Annotated in this window: 15 protein-coding genes and 1 tRNA gene; 4 read left to right on the top strand and 12 right to left on the bottom strand. The window is 63.8% G+C overall.

Features of this window, described 5'->3' with window-relative positions:
• Window positions 1-53: 53 nt before the first annotated feature.
• Window positions 54-974: an aminotransferase class IV gene (locus AC0QC4_RS08915; protein WP_483659496.1), complete on the bottom strand. Its 921-nt coding sequence runs from the start codon at window positions 972-974 to the stop codon at window positions 54-56.
• A gap of 85 nt (window positions 975-1059) precedes the next feature.
• Here AC0QC4_RS08915 and AC0QC4_RS08910 point away from each other — a divergent pair, with 85 nt between their 5' ends.
• Window positions 1060-1710 carry a hypothetical protein gene (locus AC0QC4_RS08910; protein ID WP_483659494.1) on the top strand — a complete coding sequence of 217 codons (651 nt, stop codon included), beginning with the start codon at window positions 1060-1062 and terminating at the stop codon, window positions 1708-1710.
• A gap of 51 nt (window positions 1711-1761) precedes the next feature.
• On the opposite strand, the gene lpdA is transcribed toward AC0QC4_RS08910, so the two are convergent.
• From lpdA to AC0QC4_RS08895, 3 genes are read right to left on the bottom strand one after another with little or no spacing between them, the layout of a single operon-like run.
• Window positions 1762-3177, bottom strand: a complete 1416-nt coding sequence (lpdA, locus tag AC0QC4_RS08905) for a dihydrolipoyl dehydrogenase (RefSeq protein ID WP_483659492.1) — start codon at window positions 3175-3177, stop codon at window positions 1762-1764.
• Complete coding sequence (locus AC0QC4_RS08900) at window positions 3174-3809, bottom strand: hypothetical protein (protein WP_483659490.1); 636 nt, start codon at window positions 3807-3809, stop codon at window positions 3174-3176. The genes lpdA and AC0QC4_RS08900 overlap by 4 nt, the downstream gene beginning before the upstream one ends.
• Window positions 3810-3858: 49 nt before the next feature.
• Window positions 3859-5190, bottom strand: a complete 1332-nt coding sequence (locus AC0QC4_RS08895) for a pyruvate dehydrogenase complex dihydrolipoamide acetyltransferase (RefSeq protein ID WP_483659488.1) — start codon at window positions 5188-5190, stop codon at window positions 3859-3861.
• A 193-nt stretch (window positions 5191-5383) separates the two neighbouring features.
• On the opposite strand from AC0QC4_RS08895, the gene AC0QC4_RS08890 reads away from it, so the two are divergent.
• Window positions 5384-5839, top strand: a complete 456-nt coding sequence (locus AC0QC4_RS08890; protein ID WP_483659486.1) for a universal stress protein — start codon at window positions 5384-5386, stop codon at window positions 5837-5839.
• Between the two features lie 42 nt (window positions 5840-5881).
• Here the strand turns inward: AC0QC4_RS08890 and AC0QC4_RS08885 are convergent, their stop codons facing one another.
• From AC0QC4_RS08885 to thyA, 8 genes are all read right to left on the bottom strand, one after another.
• Window positions 5882-8188: a ribonuclease R family protein gene (locus AC0QC4_RS08885; protein WP_483659484.1), complete on the bottom strand. Its 2307-nt coding sequence runs from the start codon at window positions 8186-8188 to the stop codon at window positions 5882-5884.
• Window positions 8178-8654, bottom strand: coding sequence for a GxxExxY protein (locus tag AC0QC4_RS08880; RefSeq protein WP_483659482.1), 477 nt, complete (start codon window positions 8652-8654; stop codon window positions 8178-8180). Before AC0QC4_RS08880 ends, AC0QC4_RS08885 begins: the two co-directional genes overlap by 11 nt.
• A 4-nt stretch (window positions 8655-8658) precedes the next feature.
• Window positions 8659-10035 (bottom strand): M20/M25/M40 family metallo-hydrolase, encoded by a 1377-nt coding sequence (locus AC0QC4_RS08875; RefSeq protein ID WP_483659480.1) that lies wholly within the window; start codon window positions 10033-10035, stop codon window positions 8659-8661.
• Window positions 10036-10656: 621 nt separating this feature from the next.
• Window positions 10657-11007 carry a hypothetical protein gene (locus tag AC0QC4_RS08870; protein ID WP_483659478.1) on the bottom strand — a complete coding sequence of 117 codons (351 nt, stop codon included), beginning with the start codon at window positions 11005-11007 and terminating at the stop codon, window positions 10657-10659.
• Window positions 11008-11125: 118 nt separating this feature from the next.
• Window positions 11126-12454 carry a dihydrolipoamide acetyltransferase family protein gene (locus AC0QC4_RS08865; protein ID WP_483659476.1) on the bottom strand — a complete coding sequence of 443 codons (1329 nt, stop codon included), beginning with the start codon at window positions 12452-12454 and terminating at the stop codon, window positions 11126-11128.
• A gap of 3 nt (window positions 12455-12457) precedes the next feature.
• Window positions 12458-13513 (bottom strand): alpha-ketoacid dehydrogenase subunit beta, encoded by a 1056-nt coding sequence (locus tag AC0QC4_RS08860; RefSeq protein WP_483659474.1) that lies wholly within the window; start codon window positions 13511-13513, stop codon window positions 12458-12460.
• Entirely contained in the window at window positions 13510-14805 is a 1296-nt protein-coding gene (locus tag AC0QC4_RS08855) for a thiamine pyrophosphate-dependent enzyme (RefSeq protein WP_483659472.1), read from the bottom strand. The genes AC0QC4_RS08860 and AC0QC4_RS08855 overlap by 4 nt, the downstream gene beginning before the upstream one ends.
• A gap of 77 nt (window positions 14806-14882) precedes the next feature.
• A complete protein-coding gene (gene thyA, locus AC0QC4_RS08850; protein WP_483659470.1) occupies window positions 14883-15794 on the bottom strand; it encodes a thymidylate synthase in 912 nt (303 codons plus the stop codon).
• A gap of 241 nt (window positions 15795-16035) precedes the next feature.
• Between thyA and AC0QC4_RS08845 the strand changes: the two genes are divergently transcribed.
• Together AC0QC4_RS08845 and AC0QC4_RS08840 are read left to right on the top strand one after the other, a co-directional pair.
• On the top strand, window positions 16036-16392 hold the full coding sequence (locus AC0QC4_RS08845; RefSeq protein WP_483659469.1) for a JAB domain-containing protein: 357 nt from the start codon (window positions 16036-16038) through the stop codon (window positions 16390-16392).
• A gap of 96 nt (window positions 16393-16488) precedes the next feature.
• A tRNA-Pro gene (locus AC0QC4_RS08840) sits at window positions 16489-16565 on the top strand.
• Window positions 16566-16568 lie beyond the last annotated feature (3 nt).

Here is a 16568-nt window from a genome sequence, read left to right as displayed (position 1 = left end):
CGGTTTAAGCCGACTCTGGATTGCTTCGCTGCGCTCGCAAAGACGGTTATGCTTCACGGCCGCCCCCGTCCCGCCACATCGCGCTCGATCAGCGCGCGGTAGAGCGTTTGCAGCCGTTCGACCATCGGTCCCCTGCCCTCGGTCAACTGCCGCCCGTCGACGGTGTGGGCGGGGACGACGCCGGCGAAGGTGCCGGTGACGAACGCCTCATCCGCGCCATAGACATCTGTGAGAGAGAAATTGCGCTCGAACACAGGGATGCCATTTTCCCGGCACAGCGCGATGACGTTGGCGCGGGTGATGCCGCCGAGGCAGTAGTCGCCGGTCGAGGTCCACACCTCACCGCGCCGGACGATGAAGAAATGGGTAGAGTTGCAGGTGGCGACGAAGCCGTGCGGATCGAGCATCAGCGCCTCGTCCGCGCCCGCCTGTGCCGCTTGGATGCAGGCGGTGATGCAGTTGAGTTTGGAGTGCGAGTTGAGCTTGGGGTCCTGCACCGCCGGATCGCCGCGCCGGACGTGGACGGTGAACAGGCTTAGGCCGCGTTCGACGGTGGCGGGAAGCGGGTCCTTGTGCTCGGCGATGATGACGATGGTGGCGGGCGAGACGACGACGCGCGGGTCCTGATAGGGGGTCGAGCGGATGCCGCGGGTGACCATCAGGCGGATGTGGCAACTGTCCATGCCATTGGCGTCGATGGTCGCATACAGCCGCTGCTCGAGCTCCTCACGCGAGATGCCGATGTCCATGGCAATGGCTTTCGAGCCCTCCGCCAGACGATCGAGATGCTGGTCGAGGAAGGCAATGCGGCCCTGGTGAACGCGCAACCCCTCCCACACGCCATCGCCGAGCATGAAGCCGGAATCGAAGACCGAGACTGCAGCTTCCGCGCGCGGGGTCAGCCTGCCGTTGACGTTGATGAGGATCGCGTCGTTGCGCGGATCGGGTGCGAAATCGTGGGTGCCGAGAGCCATGCGGTCTCGTATCACGATGATAAGCAATTGCACGTCTCATTATGCCAAAATATCAATGCAAGCCGCCTGCTGGAGGAAACAATATATGCTGCGCAACCGCCTGCTTCCCGTGATCGGAGCTGCACTGATTTTCGCAAGTGCGACTGCCCAGGCTTGCTCTGTTGTGCCCGGCTACCAAGTCCCGACTGCGCTCGAACTGACGGAACGAGCCGACGCCATCATCCTCGCCCGCGTCGGCGACCATATACCGGGGACGGAAAGCTATGATTTGGGGCGTGTGGTGCTGGAACCGGAAACACTGATTGCTGGTGATACGCTGCCGACCGACCTGACACTTTCTGGGTTTCACAGCAATGATCAGTTTCGAGCCCAGCCAAGCAATCCCAATGACTTGAGAAACGCCAACCCGGACGCATTTGCGGGGGGGTGCAGCCGTTATGTTTTCGATAGGGGAATGCTGCTCTTGCTGTTCGTCACGCGCGATGCGGACGGGCGCTGGGCCATTATCGATTCAGCATTTGCGCGCACTCTTGAGGACGTTCCCAATGCCGACGCACTATGGGTTCGGGCAGTGCGCTATTACGCCTCTGTTGCACGATTGCCGCGTAGCGAGCGGAACGCCCTGATGCGGGCAGAGCAACGCCGGTTGATTGCGACGGGCGACCCGCAGGATGCCCTCTTGGCAGCCGACATCCGACGGCAAATCAAAGGTCGACGCACGCAGAACTTCGATTAGGTGGAGGGATACCCTCCTCTGCGCTCAGTCGCAAATGGGCGACACCTTCTCTCACATATGCAGCATCTTGCCGTACGCCCCCAGCACGCTCTCGTGCATCATTTCGCTGAGTGTCGGGTGCGGGAAGACGGTGTGCATGAAGTCGGCCTCGACCAGCTCGGCGGTCTTGCCGATGGTGTACCCTTGGATCAGTTCGGTGACTTCCGCGCCGATCATGTGCGCGCCGAGCAGCTCGCCGGTTTTCGCGTCGAAAATGGTCTTGATGAAGCCCTCGGCTTCGCCCAGCGCGATGGCCTTGCCGTTGCCGATGAAGGGGAAGGTGCCGACCTTGAGATCGTAGCCCGCCTCTTTCGCCTTGGCTTCTGTCAGGCCGACGCTGGCGACTTGCGGGTGGCAATAGGTGCAGCCGGGGATGTTGCGCGGGTCCATCGCGTGCGGGTGGACGTCTGTGTTGCCCAATTCGGCGGCGATGGCTTCGGCGGCGATGACGCCTTCGTGGCTGGCCTTGTGCGCCAGCCAAGGCGGGGCGGTGATGTCGCCGATCGCCCACAGGCCGGGGACATTGGTGCGGCACATCGGATCGGTCTTGAGGAAGCCGCGGTCGGTGGTGACGCCGAGCGCCTCCAGCCCGATATTCTCGGTGTTGGGGACGATGCCGATGGCGACGATGCAGTGGCTGAAGTCGCTGGCGGTGACCGTGCCGTCCTTGGCCTTGATCGCGGCGGAGACGCCGGTGGCTGTGGCCTTCAGGCTCTCGACGCCTGCGCCGGTCATGATGGTCATGCCCTGCTTCTTCAGCGCCTTTTCGAGGAATGCGGAGACGTCGGCGTCCTCGACCGGCACGATGCGGTCGAGCATTTCGACGACGGTCACCTCCGCGCCCATGTCATTGTAGAAGCTGGCGAATTCGATGCCGATCGCGCCCGAGCCGATGACCAGCAGCTTGCTCGGCATTTCCGGCGGCACCATGGCGTGGCGGTAGGTCCAGATGCGTTTGCCGTCGGCAGGCGCGAAGGGCAGATCGCGGGCGCGGGCTCCGGTGGCGAGGATGATGTGCCTCGCGGTGAGGTCCTCGCTCTTGCCGTCTTTGGTGACGGTGAGCGTGTTGGCGGATTTGAGAACGCCATCGCCCATGTGGACGGCGATCTTGTTCTTCTTCATCAGGTGGGTGACCCCCTGATTGAGCTGCTTGGCAACGCCGCGGCTGCGCTTGACCACCGCGTCGATGTCCGCGCTGATGTTGCTCGCGGTCAGGCCGTAGGCGCCGGCGTGCTGCATGTAATGGTAGATTTCCGCCGAACGCAGCAACGCCTTGGTGGGGATGCAGCCCCAGTTGAGGCAGATGCCGCCGAGATTCTCGCGCTCGACAATCGCGGTCTTGAGCCCGAGTTGCGCTGCGCGGATTGCGGCGACATAGCCGCCGGGGCCGGAGCCGAGGACGATGAGGTCGTATTGGACGATGGTCATGATTGCGTCTCCGGCTCAATCTTCAAAATCTCATCGCTTGCGAACCCACGCCGCTTCAACTCGTCAGCCAAAATTCCCCATCCAGCGAGCACACCAAAGCCAAACACAAACAGAGTAGCAAAAAATAGTCCTGTCCAGAATCCTATAGGATCCCTATCGTAAAATGATTCATTTGAAAACGTATCATCTAAGGACGTGACATTGAGTCCGGGCTTCCGGGCAACCAATTCAAAAATTGTCCCAACGTCATGCACCAACCATAATCTATGACGCTCTCTGGAATTTAAAACTTCGTAACTAACAACTATTCCATTGCTATTACGAGATATCGAAAGGCCTTCATCGGTGCCACCCGGCGCTGAAGCGGTACCATAAGCCAATATTGGATTTTGCTGCAACGTTCTATACCGCGGTCGAACGGAGACACGCTGATCGGTTAGCGGCTCACTCCCTGCGTTCTCGATATCAACAAACGTAATACCAACTTGCTCACTGTACTCAGACGAATTTAAGAGCGCTTGATGCAAAGTTGACTTGTCTATGTTGACATCTCTCTCATAAGTGCGAGTCTCAAGTGTAAATTTTGTCTGAGTACGCTGTGTGTCAAACCAATCCTGAATGTAGACTGTCAAGAATACAGTTAATATTGTGCCGACTAGGCCAATGAAAAGTTTTCGCATTTTACGCCACCAACCCCAACGGGTTCTCCACCAACCCCTTGAACGCCGCCATCAACTGCGCCCCATCCGCGCCATCAATCGCGCGATGATCGAAGCTGCCAGTGGCGGTCATCACGGTGGCAATCGCCAGCGCATCATCGACCACATAGGGCCGCTTTTCGCCTGCGCCGATGGCCATGATCATGCCCTGCGGCGGGTTGATGACGGCGGTGAACTGTTTGATGCCCATCATCCCCATGTTGGAGATGGAGGCGGTGCCGCCCTGATATTCATGCGGCTGCAGCTTGCCGGCCTTGGCCTTCTCCGCCAGCGCGGCCATTTCGGTGGAGATGGCGGACACCGATTTGGAGCCGGCGTCGGTGATGATCGGGGTGATCAGGCCGGTGGGGATGCTGACCGCGACCGAGATGTCAGCGCGATGGTAGCTGATCATCTGGTCTCCGGCGAAGCTGACATTGCATTTCGGGACCTGAATCAGTGCCTTGGCCAGCGCCTTGATGAGCAGGTCGTTGACCGAGAGCTTGATGCCCTGCCCTTCGAGGGCCTTGTTGAGCTCCCCGCGCAGCTTCAAGAGCGCGTCGAGGCGGATGTCGACGCTGAGGTAGATGTGCGGCGCGTCCTGCATCGACTGGCTGAGGCGGCGGGCGATGGTCTTGCGCATCCCGCTGAGCTTTTCGGCGGTGTGCGGGATGTCGGTGGTGAAAGGCTTGGCGGCCTCTGCGGCAGGCGCTGGCGCTGCAGCAGCGGGCGCGGCGACGGGGGCTGCGGCCGGTGCCGGAGCGGCGGCTGGTGCTGCGCCGGGCTTTGCGCCCTCGACATCGGCCTTGACGATGCGGCCGTTGGGGCCGGTGCCGGTGAGCGTGGAAAGGTCGACACCACGTTCGGCGGCGATGCGCTTGGCGAGCGGGGAGGCAATGATGCGCGCGCCGCTTGAACCCGAACCCGTTAGCCCTGGCTCCCGACGGGTCGCTGTCGAAGGGCGGCTCTCGGTCGGGAGGCGTGCTTCGACAGGCTCAGCACTTGCGGGTTGGGTTGTTGATGCGGGCGCTGCATCCCCGGTCGCCGGTGCCGTGACCGCCCCCACATCCTCTCCCTCACCACCGATGATGGCGATGACGGTGCCGACCTTCACATTCTCCGTTCCCGCAGGAACCAGAATCTTGCCGATGACGCCCTCGTCGATCGACTCGAATTCCATTGTCGCCTTGTCGGTCTCGATCTCGGCGAGCAGATCGCCGGAAGCGACGCTGTCACCTTCCTTGACCAGCCAGCGGGCGAGCGTGCCTTCCTCCATCGTGGGCGAGAGGGCGGGCATCTTGAGTTCGATCGCCATGACGGGCTGCTGTCCTTCGCTGCTGCGCGCTTGGCCCCGGCGGCTCCCCTCCGGCGCGGCGCTCCCTGCACGTTTCTGTCCCCATTTCCGTTAGGGCGGTCAAGTTGTTTAAACCGGCCCGCATGAGCGCATGCTTGCGTTTATACGAATGCTGGCCCAGCATCGCCGCGGGGGAAGCAGCAAGGGCAGCGTCATGCGCACATATCTGGTCGTGATCGACGATAGCGAGGAATCGCGGCTGGCGCAGCGCTTTGCCTCACGCCGCGCGGCGCGTACCGGTGGCAATGTCCATTTCGTCGTGGCGCTGGAGAAGCCGGCGTTCGTCGCCTGGGGCGGGGTGCAGGCGACGATCGAGGCCGAGGCGCGCGAGAAGGCCGAAGCGGTGGCGGCCGCTGCCGCTGCGCAGGTGCATGAATTGTGCGGCATCCACCCCAGCGTCACCGTGGCGCAGGGCGATGCCGCCGAGATCATCCGCGAGATATTGCTGACCGACCACAGCATCGCCGCGCTGGTGCTGGGCGCCGCCGAGGAAGGCCCGCCGGGTCCGCTGGTATCGCATTTTGCCGGCGCGGACGCCGGCAAGCTGCCCGTGCCGGTGATGATCGTGCCGGGGAGTTTGAGTGTCGAGCAGCTGGACCGGCTGAGTTAGCGCCTGTCCTGATTTGTTTGAACCGTCGTGCCGGGAAGGACCCTATCGTGACCGATGGCGGATGTTCGGAGGCCTTCCGCGCCGGTTGAGCGGCCGCGGGCCGCCCGGCTTGGCGCCGGGCCGGACGCGGCCGCTGCGACCGGCGGGGCCCCTGCCCTGTTCCGGCGGCGCATCGGGGAGCGCAAAGGCGAGGCTGCCGGTCAGCGGATTGGCTTCGGTCAGCCTGAGGTCGAGCCGCTGCCCGGACTGGAAACGCATGCCGCTATGCTCGCCGATGAGTGACTGGGTCGCCTCGTCATAGCGGAAATATTCGTCGCCCAGCGTCGCGGCGGGGACCAGGCCGTCGCCGCCGAGGCCATCGACCTGCGCGAAGAAGCCGAACGGCTGCACCCCGGTGATGCGCGTCGGCAGCACCTCGCCGACCTTTTCGGACAGATAGGCGGCGACATAGCGGTCGATGGTTTCGCGCTCGGCCTCCATCGCGCGGCGTTCGGCGGCGGAGATCACCTCTCCCGTGCGGGCGAACTGGGCGCCATCCTCTTTCGACAGCGCGGTGACCGGCGGGATCGCCCTGTCCTTCGGTTTCGGGGCCTCAAGGCCATAAGCGGCGACCAGTGCGCGGTGGACGAGCAGATCGGCATAGCGGCGGATCGGCGAGGTGAAATGGCCGTAGGAGCCGAGCGCGAGGCCGAAGTGGCCGGCATTGACCGGCGAATAATAGGCCTGGGTCTGGGTGCGCAGCAGCTGTTCCATCATCCGCTGCCGTGCCTCAGGCTCGTCGAAGGCGGACAGCAGCCGGTTGAAGGTGGCGGGGGTGATGACCTGGCCGAGCGCGAAATTCATGTCGTAGGTGGACAGGAATTCCTTGAGCGCGACGAGCTTCTCCCGCGCCGGCGGCTCGTGGACACGGTACATGACCGGCGATTTCTTCGCCTCCAGCGCCTTCGCGGCGGCGACGTTGGCAGCGATCATGAAATCCTCGACGACGCGGTGCGCATCGAGCCGGTCGCGCACCTTGACTTCGGCGATGCGGCCCTTTTCGTCGAGCATCACCTGGCGTTCGGGCAGGTCGAGATCGAGCGGCGCACGCGCGGCGCGGGCTTTGGCGAGGAGCTTCCAGGCAGCCCAGAGGTGCTGGAGGGGCTCTAAATGCCCCTCCCCTTCAGCGGAGGGGGGAAAAACGCCATCCACCATCGCCTGCGCATCCTCATAGGCGATGTTCGCCACGAGCCGGACGCGGGCGCGGGTGAAGCGCCAGTCGCTGACCTTGCCAGCCTTGTCGATGCGCAGATGGCAGGCGAGCGCGGCGCGGTCTTCCCCCTGCTTGAGCGAGCAGACGCCCGAGGACAGGACATGCGGCAGCATCGGCACGACCTGATCCGGGAAATAGACGCTATTGCCGCGCCGCCGCGCCTCGCGGTCCAGCGCGCCGCCCGGGCGGACGTAGAAGCTGACGTCGGCGATGGCGACAATCGCGCGGTAGCCGCCGGGATTGGCGGGATCGTCGTCGGGCGTGGCCCAGATGGCATCGTCATGATCGCGCGCATCGCGCGGGTCGATGGCGATGATCGGTATGTGGGTCAGGTCCTCGCGCTTGTCATCCTCGAGCGACAGCTTTGCCACCCGCTCGGCTTCGGCAAGCGTCTCCTCGCTGAAGACATGCGGCAGATCATATTTGTGGATGGCGATCAGGCTGAGCGCGCGCGGGGCGAAGGGGTCGCCGAGCCGTTCGGTCACTTCGGCACGCTGGCGCGGAGCCTTTCCGGTAAGCCGGGCGAGCACCAGATCGCCCTCGCCTGCCGCGCCAGCTTCTGCGACCGGCCATTCGCGGCGGTTGCGCTTGTCGACCGAGCGCAGCCACAGCAGCGGCTTGCCACCGGGGCCGACCTCAGAGGCGAGCACGCCGATCACTTCCTCGGCGCTTGCTTCGAGCTTGCGGATGGGATGAGCCACCTGGCCCGAGCCGGCGTCCTCGATGCGGGCAAGGATGCGATCGCCCACGCCGAGCGCGCCGCGGCGGCCCTTTTCGATCACCCGCACACGTGGCGGCGGCGTACCCGCCTCCCAGCGCTCGGGCACCGCGAGCGGGGCGCTGCCTTCGATATCGGCGATGCGCAGCACGGTGACCTTGGGCAGGCCGCCCATGCGGTGATAGGCGGTCTTGCTGCCGTCGATCAGCCCTTCCTCCGCCATGTCCTTGAGCAGCTTCTTGAGCTGCACCTTGTCCGGCCCGCGCACCCCGAACGCCTTGGCAATCTCCCGCTTGCCGGCGGGTTCACGGGACTTCTGGATGAAATCCAGGATGGCTTCGCGGGTGGGGAGGCCGGGGTGGGTGGCTTTACGAGGCATTGGAGGAATTTTTGTTCGCGCCAAGTCGCCAAGACGCCAAGGGAACAGTGTTGTTGATCAGGCGCTTGATACCATCTTTGAACATCGGTGCTCCAAAATTGATGACGAAACCGAGCGGGAAATGACCCAGCTTCAGATAGGTCAACACCTGCTTAGCATGGGCTGGCGAAGGGTGTTCGACCGACTTTATCTCGATGACGACGGCTGGTTCGACGAGCAGATCAACGCGATACGCTGCCGGAAGATCGATGTCCTCAAACCGAGCGTCAATCGGCACTTGCCGTTCGACATGCAGCCCCAACGAAGCCAGTTTTGCCGACAATAATGCTTCGTATGCGGATTCCAGAAGGCCGGGACCAAGGTCCCGGTGCAATCTGAAAGCAGTGTCCACCACCGTTCGCGCAATCGCATCGAGCTCTGCGTCAGGCTCCATCATCTCGGCGTCTTGGCGACTTGGCGCGAACAATATTTCATGGAGTGGCCCGCGGCAAAGGCAGGAAAGCGCCGCCGGGGACTGCGGAGGCGACGGGGCTTTCGATGTCGTCGACCGACAGCGAGGACACGCCGAACACCAGATCGTCGACGCGCACGCCCTGCAAGGTGACCGAGAGTTGGCCATTGTCGCCAATGGCGTCGCCCGGCACGTCGATCGGCTGGGTCCAGTCGCGGGTGTCGGTGGCGCGGCGGTAGATGCGGTAGCTGGCGGCACCGCGCACCGGCTGCCACGCCAGCGTGGTGTCGGCGGAGACCGCCCCCTGCACTGTCGGCGCCGGCGGCATGGCCGTGCGGGCGAGCGTGGCGAGCGCGCGGACGTTGAGCGCGGTGACACGGGCCAGATAGGGAAAGTCCATCTGGTCGATGGTGTCGCCATAGACCACGCCGTTTTCGGTACGCAGGTCCTGATGCTGGTGGTTGTAATTTTCGATGCCGACCGAAAAGCGGATCGCCGGATAGCCCGCCTCATGCTGCGGCAACTGGTCACCGCCGCGGCCGAACCGGTCCGAGCGCCATATCTGGCGGACGTCGAGCGTGCCGGGGCGGCTGTCGGCGAGGGCATCGAGCCAGCGCGAGAGGTTGCGCGACGGGCTGTCATTCTCCCCGCCTTCGCGCCGGGCGCGGGCGCGCAGGGCATCGTCTGCATCGGCGCGCGGTCCCTGGCTGAAGACGCGCACGGTGGTGTCATCGACGAGCCCGTCCGAACCGCGCGAGCCGCCGATAATATCATTGTTGAGCACCGCCTTGACCGTCCAGCCCTGTGCCGCGGCATGGCGGGCGAGCAGTTGGCCGCCGTACAGCCCCTGCTCCTCTCCGGAGAGCACGGCATAGACGATGGTGGTGGGGAAACGGTGGCGCGAGAGCGCGCGTGCCGCCTCGATCACCGCTGCGGTACCCGAGGCATCGTCATTGGCGCCGGGCGCGTCGCTGGTCGCGTCCATCGGATCGGACACGCGGCTGTCGATGTGCGCGGAGATGATCACCACTTCGTCCGGGCGCTCGCTGCCGGGCTGGATGGCGAGGACGTTGACGAGGCGGGTGGGCACGGGAACGCGGTTGCCCTGGATCATCTCCTCGGGCAGCTGGATGGTCAGGCAGCCGCCGCAGCTATCGGAAATGCGACGGAATTCCGCCTCCGCCCAGCGCCGCGCAGCGCCGATCCCGCGGGTCGGGTGCTCCTGATCCGACAGCGTATGGCGCGTGCCGAAGCCGACCAGCGTCTCGACATCGGCACGCAGCCGCGCCTCCGAGACATGCGCCTCAGGCGCCGCAGCCTCCGGACGGGCCGATTGCTGCGCTGTCGCAGGGGTGGTGAGGATCAGGGCGGTGGCGAGAAGAAGCGAACGGGTCATGCGCCCTTGTCAGACGGCTGGCGATGGAGGGCAAGGGTAAAGTGGGGGTGACTTGCGTTAGCCCGCGGACGGCACGTCAGATGCTCTTGCAATGACCCCAACGAACCGAGAGCACCTTGTCTTCGCCGCCGGCCCACGCAAAGCCGGAATGGTAAAATTCCCGGTTCCCATCCGCATGTGGGCGGACCGTCGTCGCGCCAAGCACAAAGTAGGCCTCAGGGTCGTCGAGGGCCGATCTGAATGAGCCGTTCGTGCCCGAGTAAGTGCCATGTATTACACTGTTCTGTGTGCCCCAATCGGTCTGATCCCGATCAGACCCGTCATAAGGCAGCTCAATCAGCCGCAAGGTTCGATCCTGCCCTGCCGAGATGCCGATTTTGAATCGGGTCGGGGGTGGTGTCCCGAACCTCGGTTCGGAAGTAGCCTCGGGTGGTCCTGCATTTTCCAGATGAAGCCGCTCAATGGCTGCTCTCTCGACGACCGTGCAAAGATACTCGCCGATAAACTCGTTATCGACGCTTACAGTAGCCGCCGATTTCAAAGAGCTATTGGCTAGGGCCACGGAAACTGCAGTAGGGGAGTCACAACCTCCCAGAGCCGCGCAAAAAACAAAGGCAGTGGCTATCCGCATGAATACTGGTTTATCAGTCTGACATTCCGTGCGCTGCCCCTGACCGTCATCCAATCGAAATCATCATGCCAATACCATCTAATTTGGCAAATCTGGTCCACCTCAGGCTTAGCTTGCCCGACATACAGATATGGCATGTAGAAGGTGGAGAGGCCGTCCTCGGTGACACCGGAAACGACTACAGCGGTTGCGACCACACCGGACACCGCCAATGGATCCGCAGATACGGCGGCTATTTGAACTTCATCGGTTACAATCAGTCGATCAAAGACACGGGATTGGCCGGTTTGGGACCATAGGAAAGCCGCAAACAAGGCGAGACCAATAGCCAACTTGCTCATGTCGAGATGCTGACATGCGAGCAGGACATCCGCAAGCCGATTTTCAGCGACAGGATGTGACGCGGGCTGTGGCAAATCGATAGCGGCCCCGGATCAAGTCCGGGGCGACGGGTTGTTGTCAATCCGCAAACAGCAACACCGGCGTCTCTACCAGCTTCTTTAGCGCCTGCACGAAACTCGCCGCATCCCAGCCGTCGACGACGCGGTGGTCGCAGCTTATCGACAGGTTCATCAGCTTGGCGCGGCGGATGTCGTCGCCGTCGAAGACGGGACGCTCGACGATCTTGTTGGGGCCGATGATCGCGACTTCGGGCCGGTTGATCACCGGCGTCGTCGCGATGCCGCCGAGCGGGCCGAGCGAGGTGATGGTGAGGGTGGAGCCGGAGAGTTCCTCCGACCTGGCCTTGCCGGTGCGGGCGGCCTCGGCCAGCCGGGTGATTTCGCTGGCGAGTTGCCAGACGTTCTTTGCCTGTGCGTCGCGGATCACCGGCACCATCAGGCCGGCGTCGGTCTGTGTCGCCATGCCCAGATGCACGGCGCCGTGCCGCGTCACCACGCCCGCCTCGTCATCGTAGCGGGCGTTGATCATCGGGAATTGCGGCAGCGTGCGGCAGATGGCGACTATCAGGAAAGGCAGCATGGTCAGCTTGGGGCGCCCGCCGCGGTTGGCGTTGAGATCGGCGCGCATGCTTTCCAGCGCGGTGACCTCCATCTCCTCGACATAGGTGAAGTGCGGGATGGCGCGTTTCGATGCCGCCATATTCTCCGCGATGCGGCGGCGCATGCCGATGACGCGGACAGCCTCATCGGCGCGCAGGGCGGTGGCGGCGCTGTAACCGCCGCCGCTGTTGTAACGCAGATACGCATCGAGATCGGCGTGGCGGATGCGGCCGTCCTCGCCGGGTTTGACGTGGGCAAGGTCTATGTGGAGCGCGCGGGCGCGATCGCGCACGGCGGGGGATGCGAGGGTGCGCATAGGCTCCCTCTCCCCTTCAGGGGAGAGGGTTGGGGAGAGGGGCAGTGGCGCGGGGGCGGCACTTACGCTCGCTTCGCTTCGCTCTGGCCCCTCTCCCAACCCTCTCCCCTGAAGGGGAGAGGGCTTTTCAGGCTCGCTTGCGCCTGCCCCAGTGATTTCTACCGCACCCGCTGTCTCATCCTCAACCGTCGCAATCGGAACGGCCTCTTCAAGTGCCTCCCCCGCGACCGCGTCCGTCTCCACCACCATCAGCGTCGAGCCGATGGCGACGACGTCGCCGACGTCTCCGGCGATCTCCACCACCACGCCGGAGACCGGCGATTCCATCTCGACGGTGGCCTTGTCGGTCATCATGTCGGCGACCGGCTGGTCTTCCTCGACGCGTTCGCCGACCTTGATGTGCAGCGCGACAATCTCTGCCTCGGCGATGCCTTCGCCGATGTCGGGAAGGCGGAAGGTGAACCTGGCCATGGCTTAATCCTTCAAAATCTGGTCGAGCGCGGTGGCGATGCGCACGGGGCCGGGGAAATAGGCCCATTCGAGGCTGTGGGGATAAGGCGTGTCGAAGCCGGTGACGCGGCCGATGGGCGCTTCGAGATGGTAGAAGCAGCGTTCCTGCACGCTCGCCGCCAGTTCCGCGCCGAAGCCGGAAGTGCGGGTGGCCTCGTGGACGATGAGGCAACGCCCGGTTTTCTTCACCGACGCTTCGATGGTTGGCATGTCGAGCGGCACCAGCGTGCGCAGGTCGACGATCTCGGCATCCACGCCCATTTCGTCGACCACGGTCTGCACGACATGGACCATGGTGCCGTAACAGAGGATAGTCACCGCCTCCCCTGCCCGCGCAATGCGCGCGGTGCCGAGGTCGATGCGGTAATAGCCCCCTGGCACCTCGCAGCCGGCATGCTTGTTCCACGGCTCGACCGGGCGGTCGTAATAGCCCGAGAAAGGCCCGTTGTAGATGCGCTTGGGCTCAAAGAAGATGGTCGGATCATTGTCCTCGATCGCCGCGATCAGCAGGCCCTTGGCGTCGTAAGGCGTCGAGGGGATGACGGTTTTGAGGCCGGAGACATGGGTGAAGATGCCCTCAGGGCTCTGGCTGTGCGTCTGGCCGCCGAAGATGCCGCCGCCGAACGGCGAGCGCACGGTGAGCGGGCTGATGAAATCCCCGGCCGAGCGATAGCGCAACCGCGCCGCCTCGCTGACCAGTTGGTCGAGCGCGGGGTAGATGTAATCGGCGAACTGGATCTCCGGGACGGGCCTCAGGCCATAGGCGCCCATGCCGACGGCGACGCCGATGATGCCGCATTCGGTGATCGGCGTGTCGAACACGCGGGTCTTGCCATGCTTTTTCTGCAGGCCAGCCGTGGCGCGGAAGACGCCGCCGAAATAGCCGACATCCTCCCCCATCACCACGACCGAGGGGTCGCGCTCCAGCATGACATCCATCGCGTCATTGATCGCCTCGATCATGTTGAGGCGGCGGGTGCCGGCGTCGGCCGCGCTGTCCATGGTTGCGGCGGCGCTCATTGGGGCTTCCAATCGGGTCCGAATTTGCGGGTCTGTTCGGCGATCATCTGCGCCTGCTGCTCGGCGAGGTGCGGAGGCATATGTTCGAACACATCCTCGAACATGCTTTCGAACGGCTGGTGCATGCCGTGGCCGAGGATGCCGTTCTTTTCCGCTTCCTTCTGCGCCGCCTTGACCGCATCGGTAAGCTCGGCCGCGAGCGCAGTGTGGCGCTCCTCGTCCCATTCGCCCAGCCCGATCAGGTGAGCCTTTAGCCGCAACACCGGGTCGCCCAGCGGCCAGGCGGCATATTCCTCCCGCGCGCGATAGGCGGATGGGTCATCCGAGGTGCTGTGCCCTTCGGCGCGATAGGTGAAATGCTCGATCAGCGTCGGGCCGTTGTTGGTGCGGGCGCGGTCGGCGGCCCACTGGGTGGCGGCATAGACGGCGAGCGGGTCGTTGCCGTCCACCCGCAGCCCGGCGATGCCGTAACCCACGGCACGCGCGGCGAAAGTGGTACGTTCGCCGCCAGCGAAACCGGAGAAGCTGGAGATCGCCCACTGGTTGTTGACGACATTCATCACCACCGGCGCGTTATAGACCGCGGCGAAAGTCATCGCGCTGTGGAAATCGCCCTCGGCTGTGCTGCCCTCGCCGCACCAGACGGCGGCGATGCGGGTGTCGCCCTTGGCAGCGCTGGCCATCGCCCAGCCGACCGCTTGCGGATATTGGGTGGCGAGGTTGCCGGAGATCGAGAAGAAGCCGTAATCCCTGCTCGAATACATGATGGGGAGCTGCCGCCCCTTCAGCGCGTCGCCGCGGTTCGAGTAGATCTGGTTCATCATCTCGACCATCGGATAATCGCGGGTCAGGAGGATGCCTTGCTGGCGGTAGCTCGGGAAGCACATGTCGTCGCGGTACAGCGCCATGGTGGCGGCGACCGACACGGCCTCCTCGCCCGTCGATTTCATGTAGAAGCTGGTCTTGCCCTGACGCTGGGCGCGGAACATGCGGTCGTCGAAGGCGCGCAGCAGCAACATGTAGCGCAGCATGGCGCGCAGCCGGTCTGGCGACAGGCGCGGGTCCCACGGGCCGGTGGCTGTCCCCTCGTCATCGAGGACGCGGATCAGGCCATAGGCGTGGCCGGCGATGTCGGCGGGCCTGCTGTCCTCTGACGGACGCGGGCTGGCGCCGGCGGGCGGCACATCGATGTTGGAAAAGTCGGGTGTATCGCCGGGTCGGAAGCGCGGTTCGGGGACGTGCAGGGTGAGCGGCGGCAGATTGTCCGATCGGCGGATGTGCGAGTCAGGCATCGCGCTCACCTCTTCCCAAGCTATGATTATTTATTGCGTCTGGTTGTTATGATATTTCGCATGACAGGGCAAGGGGTTCAGACCGCCACCGGCGCTGCAATATGCGCCTGCGGGGCATAATCCCGGACCTCGAAATCCGCGATTGTATAGCCATCGATGCTGTCCGGCTTGCGCAGGATTGCGAAGCGGGGATCACCGGCGGGTTGGCGGGACAGTTGTTCTTCGACCAGCGCGGCATGATTGAGATAGAGATGGACATCGCCGCCGCTCCACACCAGTTCGCGCGGCGCAAGGCCGGTCTGCTGGGCGAGCATGGCGGTCAGCATCGCCGCCCCGAACAGGTTGAACGGCAGCCCCAGCGCGACATCGCAACTGCGCTGGAACAGCAGGCAGGAGAGGCCGCCGTCGCCCGAAACGTGGAACTGATAGGTCATGTGGCAGGGCGGCAGCGCCATGCCGTCGAGTTCGGCCACGTTCCAGCCGGTGAAGATATGACGGCGTGAAGCGGGATTGCGGCGCAGCGAATCGACCAACTGCGCAATCTGGTCGATGCCATCCGGATTGCGGCGCCACAGGCCGTCGCCTGCTGGCTCGAACTGCGGCCAGCGGCGCCACTGCACGCCGTAGACCGGCCCCAGATCGCCCCATTTCAGAGCAAATTCCTCGTCGGCGATGATCCGCGCCTCGAAGGCGTCGCGATCGATATCTTCGCCGGTGGCTCGGCGGTAGCTGTCGAGCGGCCAGTCGGTCCAGATATGCACGCCCTGCTCCACCAGCGGGCGGATGTTGCTGTCGCCAGTGAGGAACCACAGCATCTCCCGCGCCGCCGCTTTCCAGTAGACACGCTTGGTCGTCAGCAGCGGAATCCGGCCATCCCTGAGGTCGAAGCGGAGCTGCTCGCCGAACAGGCTGCGCGTGCCGACCCCGGTGCGGTCGATGCGCTCGTCCCCTTCGGACCAGATGCGGCGCATCAGGTCGAGATACTGCATTTCATAATGTGAGCGCGATGTATGCAGCAAGCCAAACCTCGATTGCGTAAATAATTATTTCGTGTTATCTACAATAGCTATTGAGCAATTCTTCGATGTTACCGCCATTTGGGCGCTTGATCGGGCAAGAATCGGATAGCGATAGCATCACCACGCAGGTTGGTGTGCCATGCAATCCCCGCGATGTGAAGTCTGCCGCCCTGTCTTTGCAAGTGCGTCATTGGACGCGTCGAACAACGGCTTGGCGCTCGCCGACTTGTTTCAACCCTATTTTGACGGCGAGACCTGCGAATGGTTCATTGCTGCCGGCATGGACACACGTGCCCGATTGGTAGCGATGACTGCAGCTAGAGATCATCCCAACTCGAACAGGTTCGTTATTCATTGCATTCGCCGCGTTTTGCGGAATCTGGATGTCGCCATGATCGTTATCGCCCACAACCATCCGCTCGGCCCTGCCCTACCCTCACATGCTGATCTCAGCGCAACCCGCCAAGTGGCCGCACTGTGCCGCCTCGCCAACGCCAGACTGCTCGATCACCTAATCTACGCGCCGCCGACCACGATCAGCCTGCGCGCACTCGGCCACATCGTCTGACCCAGATTGCCGCTTGCCACTCTAACAACCGCTGACTATAGCGCCCGCCTGCCCCACGCCGGGGTGCCCGCCCGCGGGCGCAACAGGCGTAACGGTCGGGGAGTAGCTCAGCCTGGTAGAGCACTGTCTTCGGGAGGCAGGGGCCGGAGGTTCGAATCCTCTCTCCCCGACCAGCT

This window comes from Sphingomonas sp. jy18 (assembly GCF_056931895.1).
Note: the sequence above shows the minus strand (reverse complement) of the source record. Positions and strands in the feature narration are given on the sequence as shown.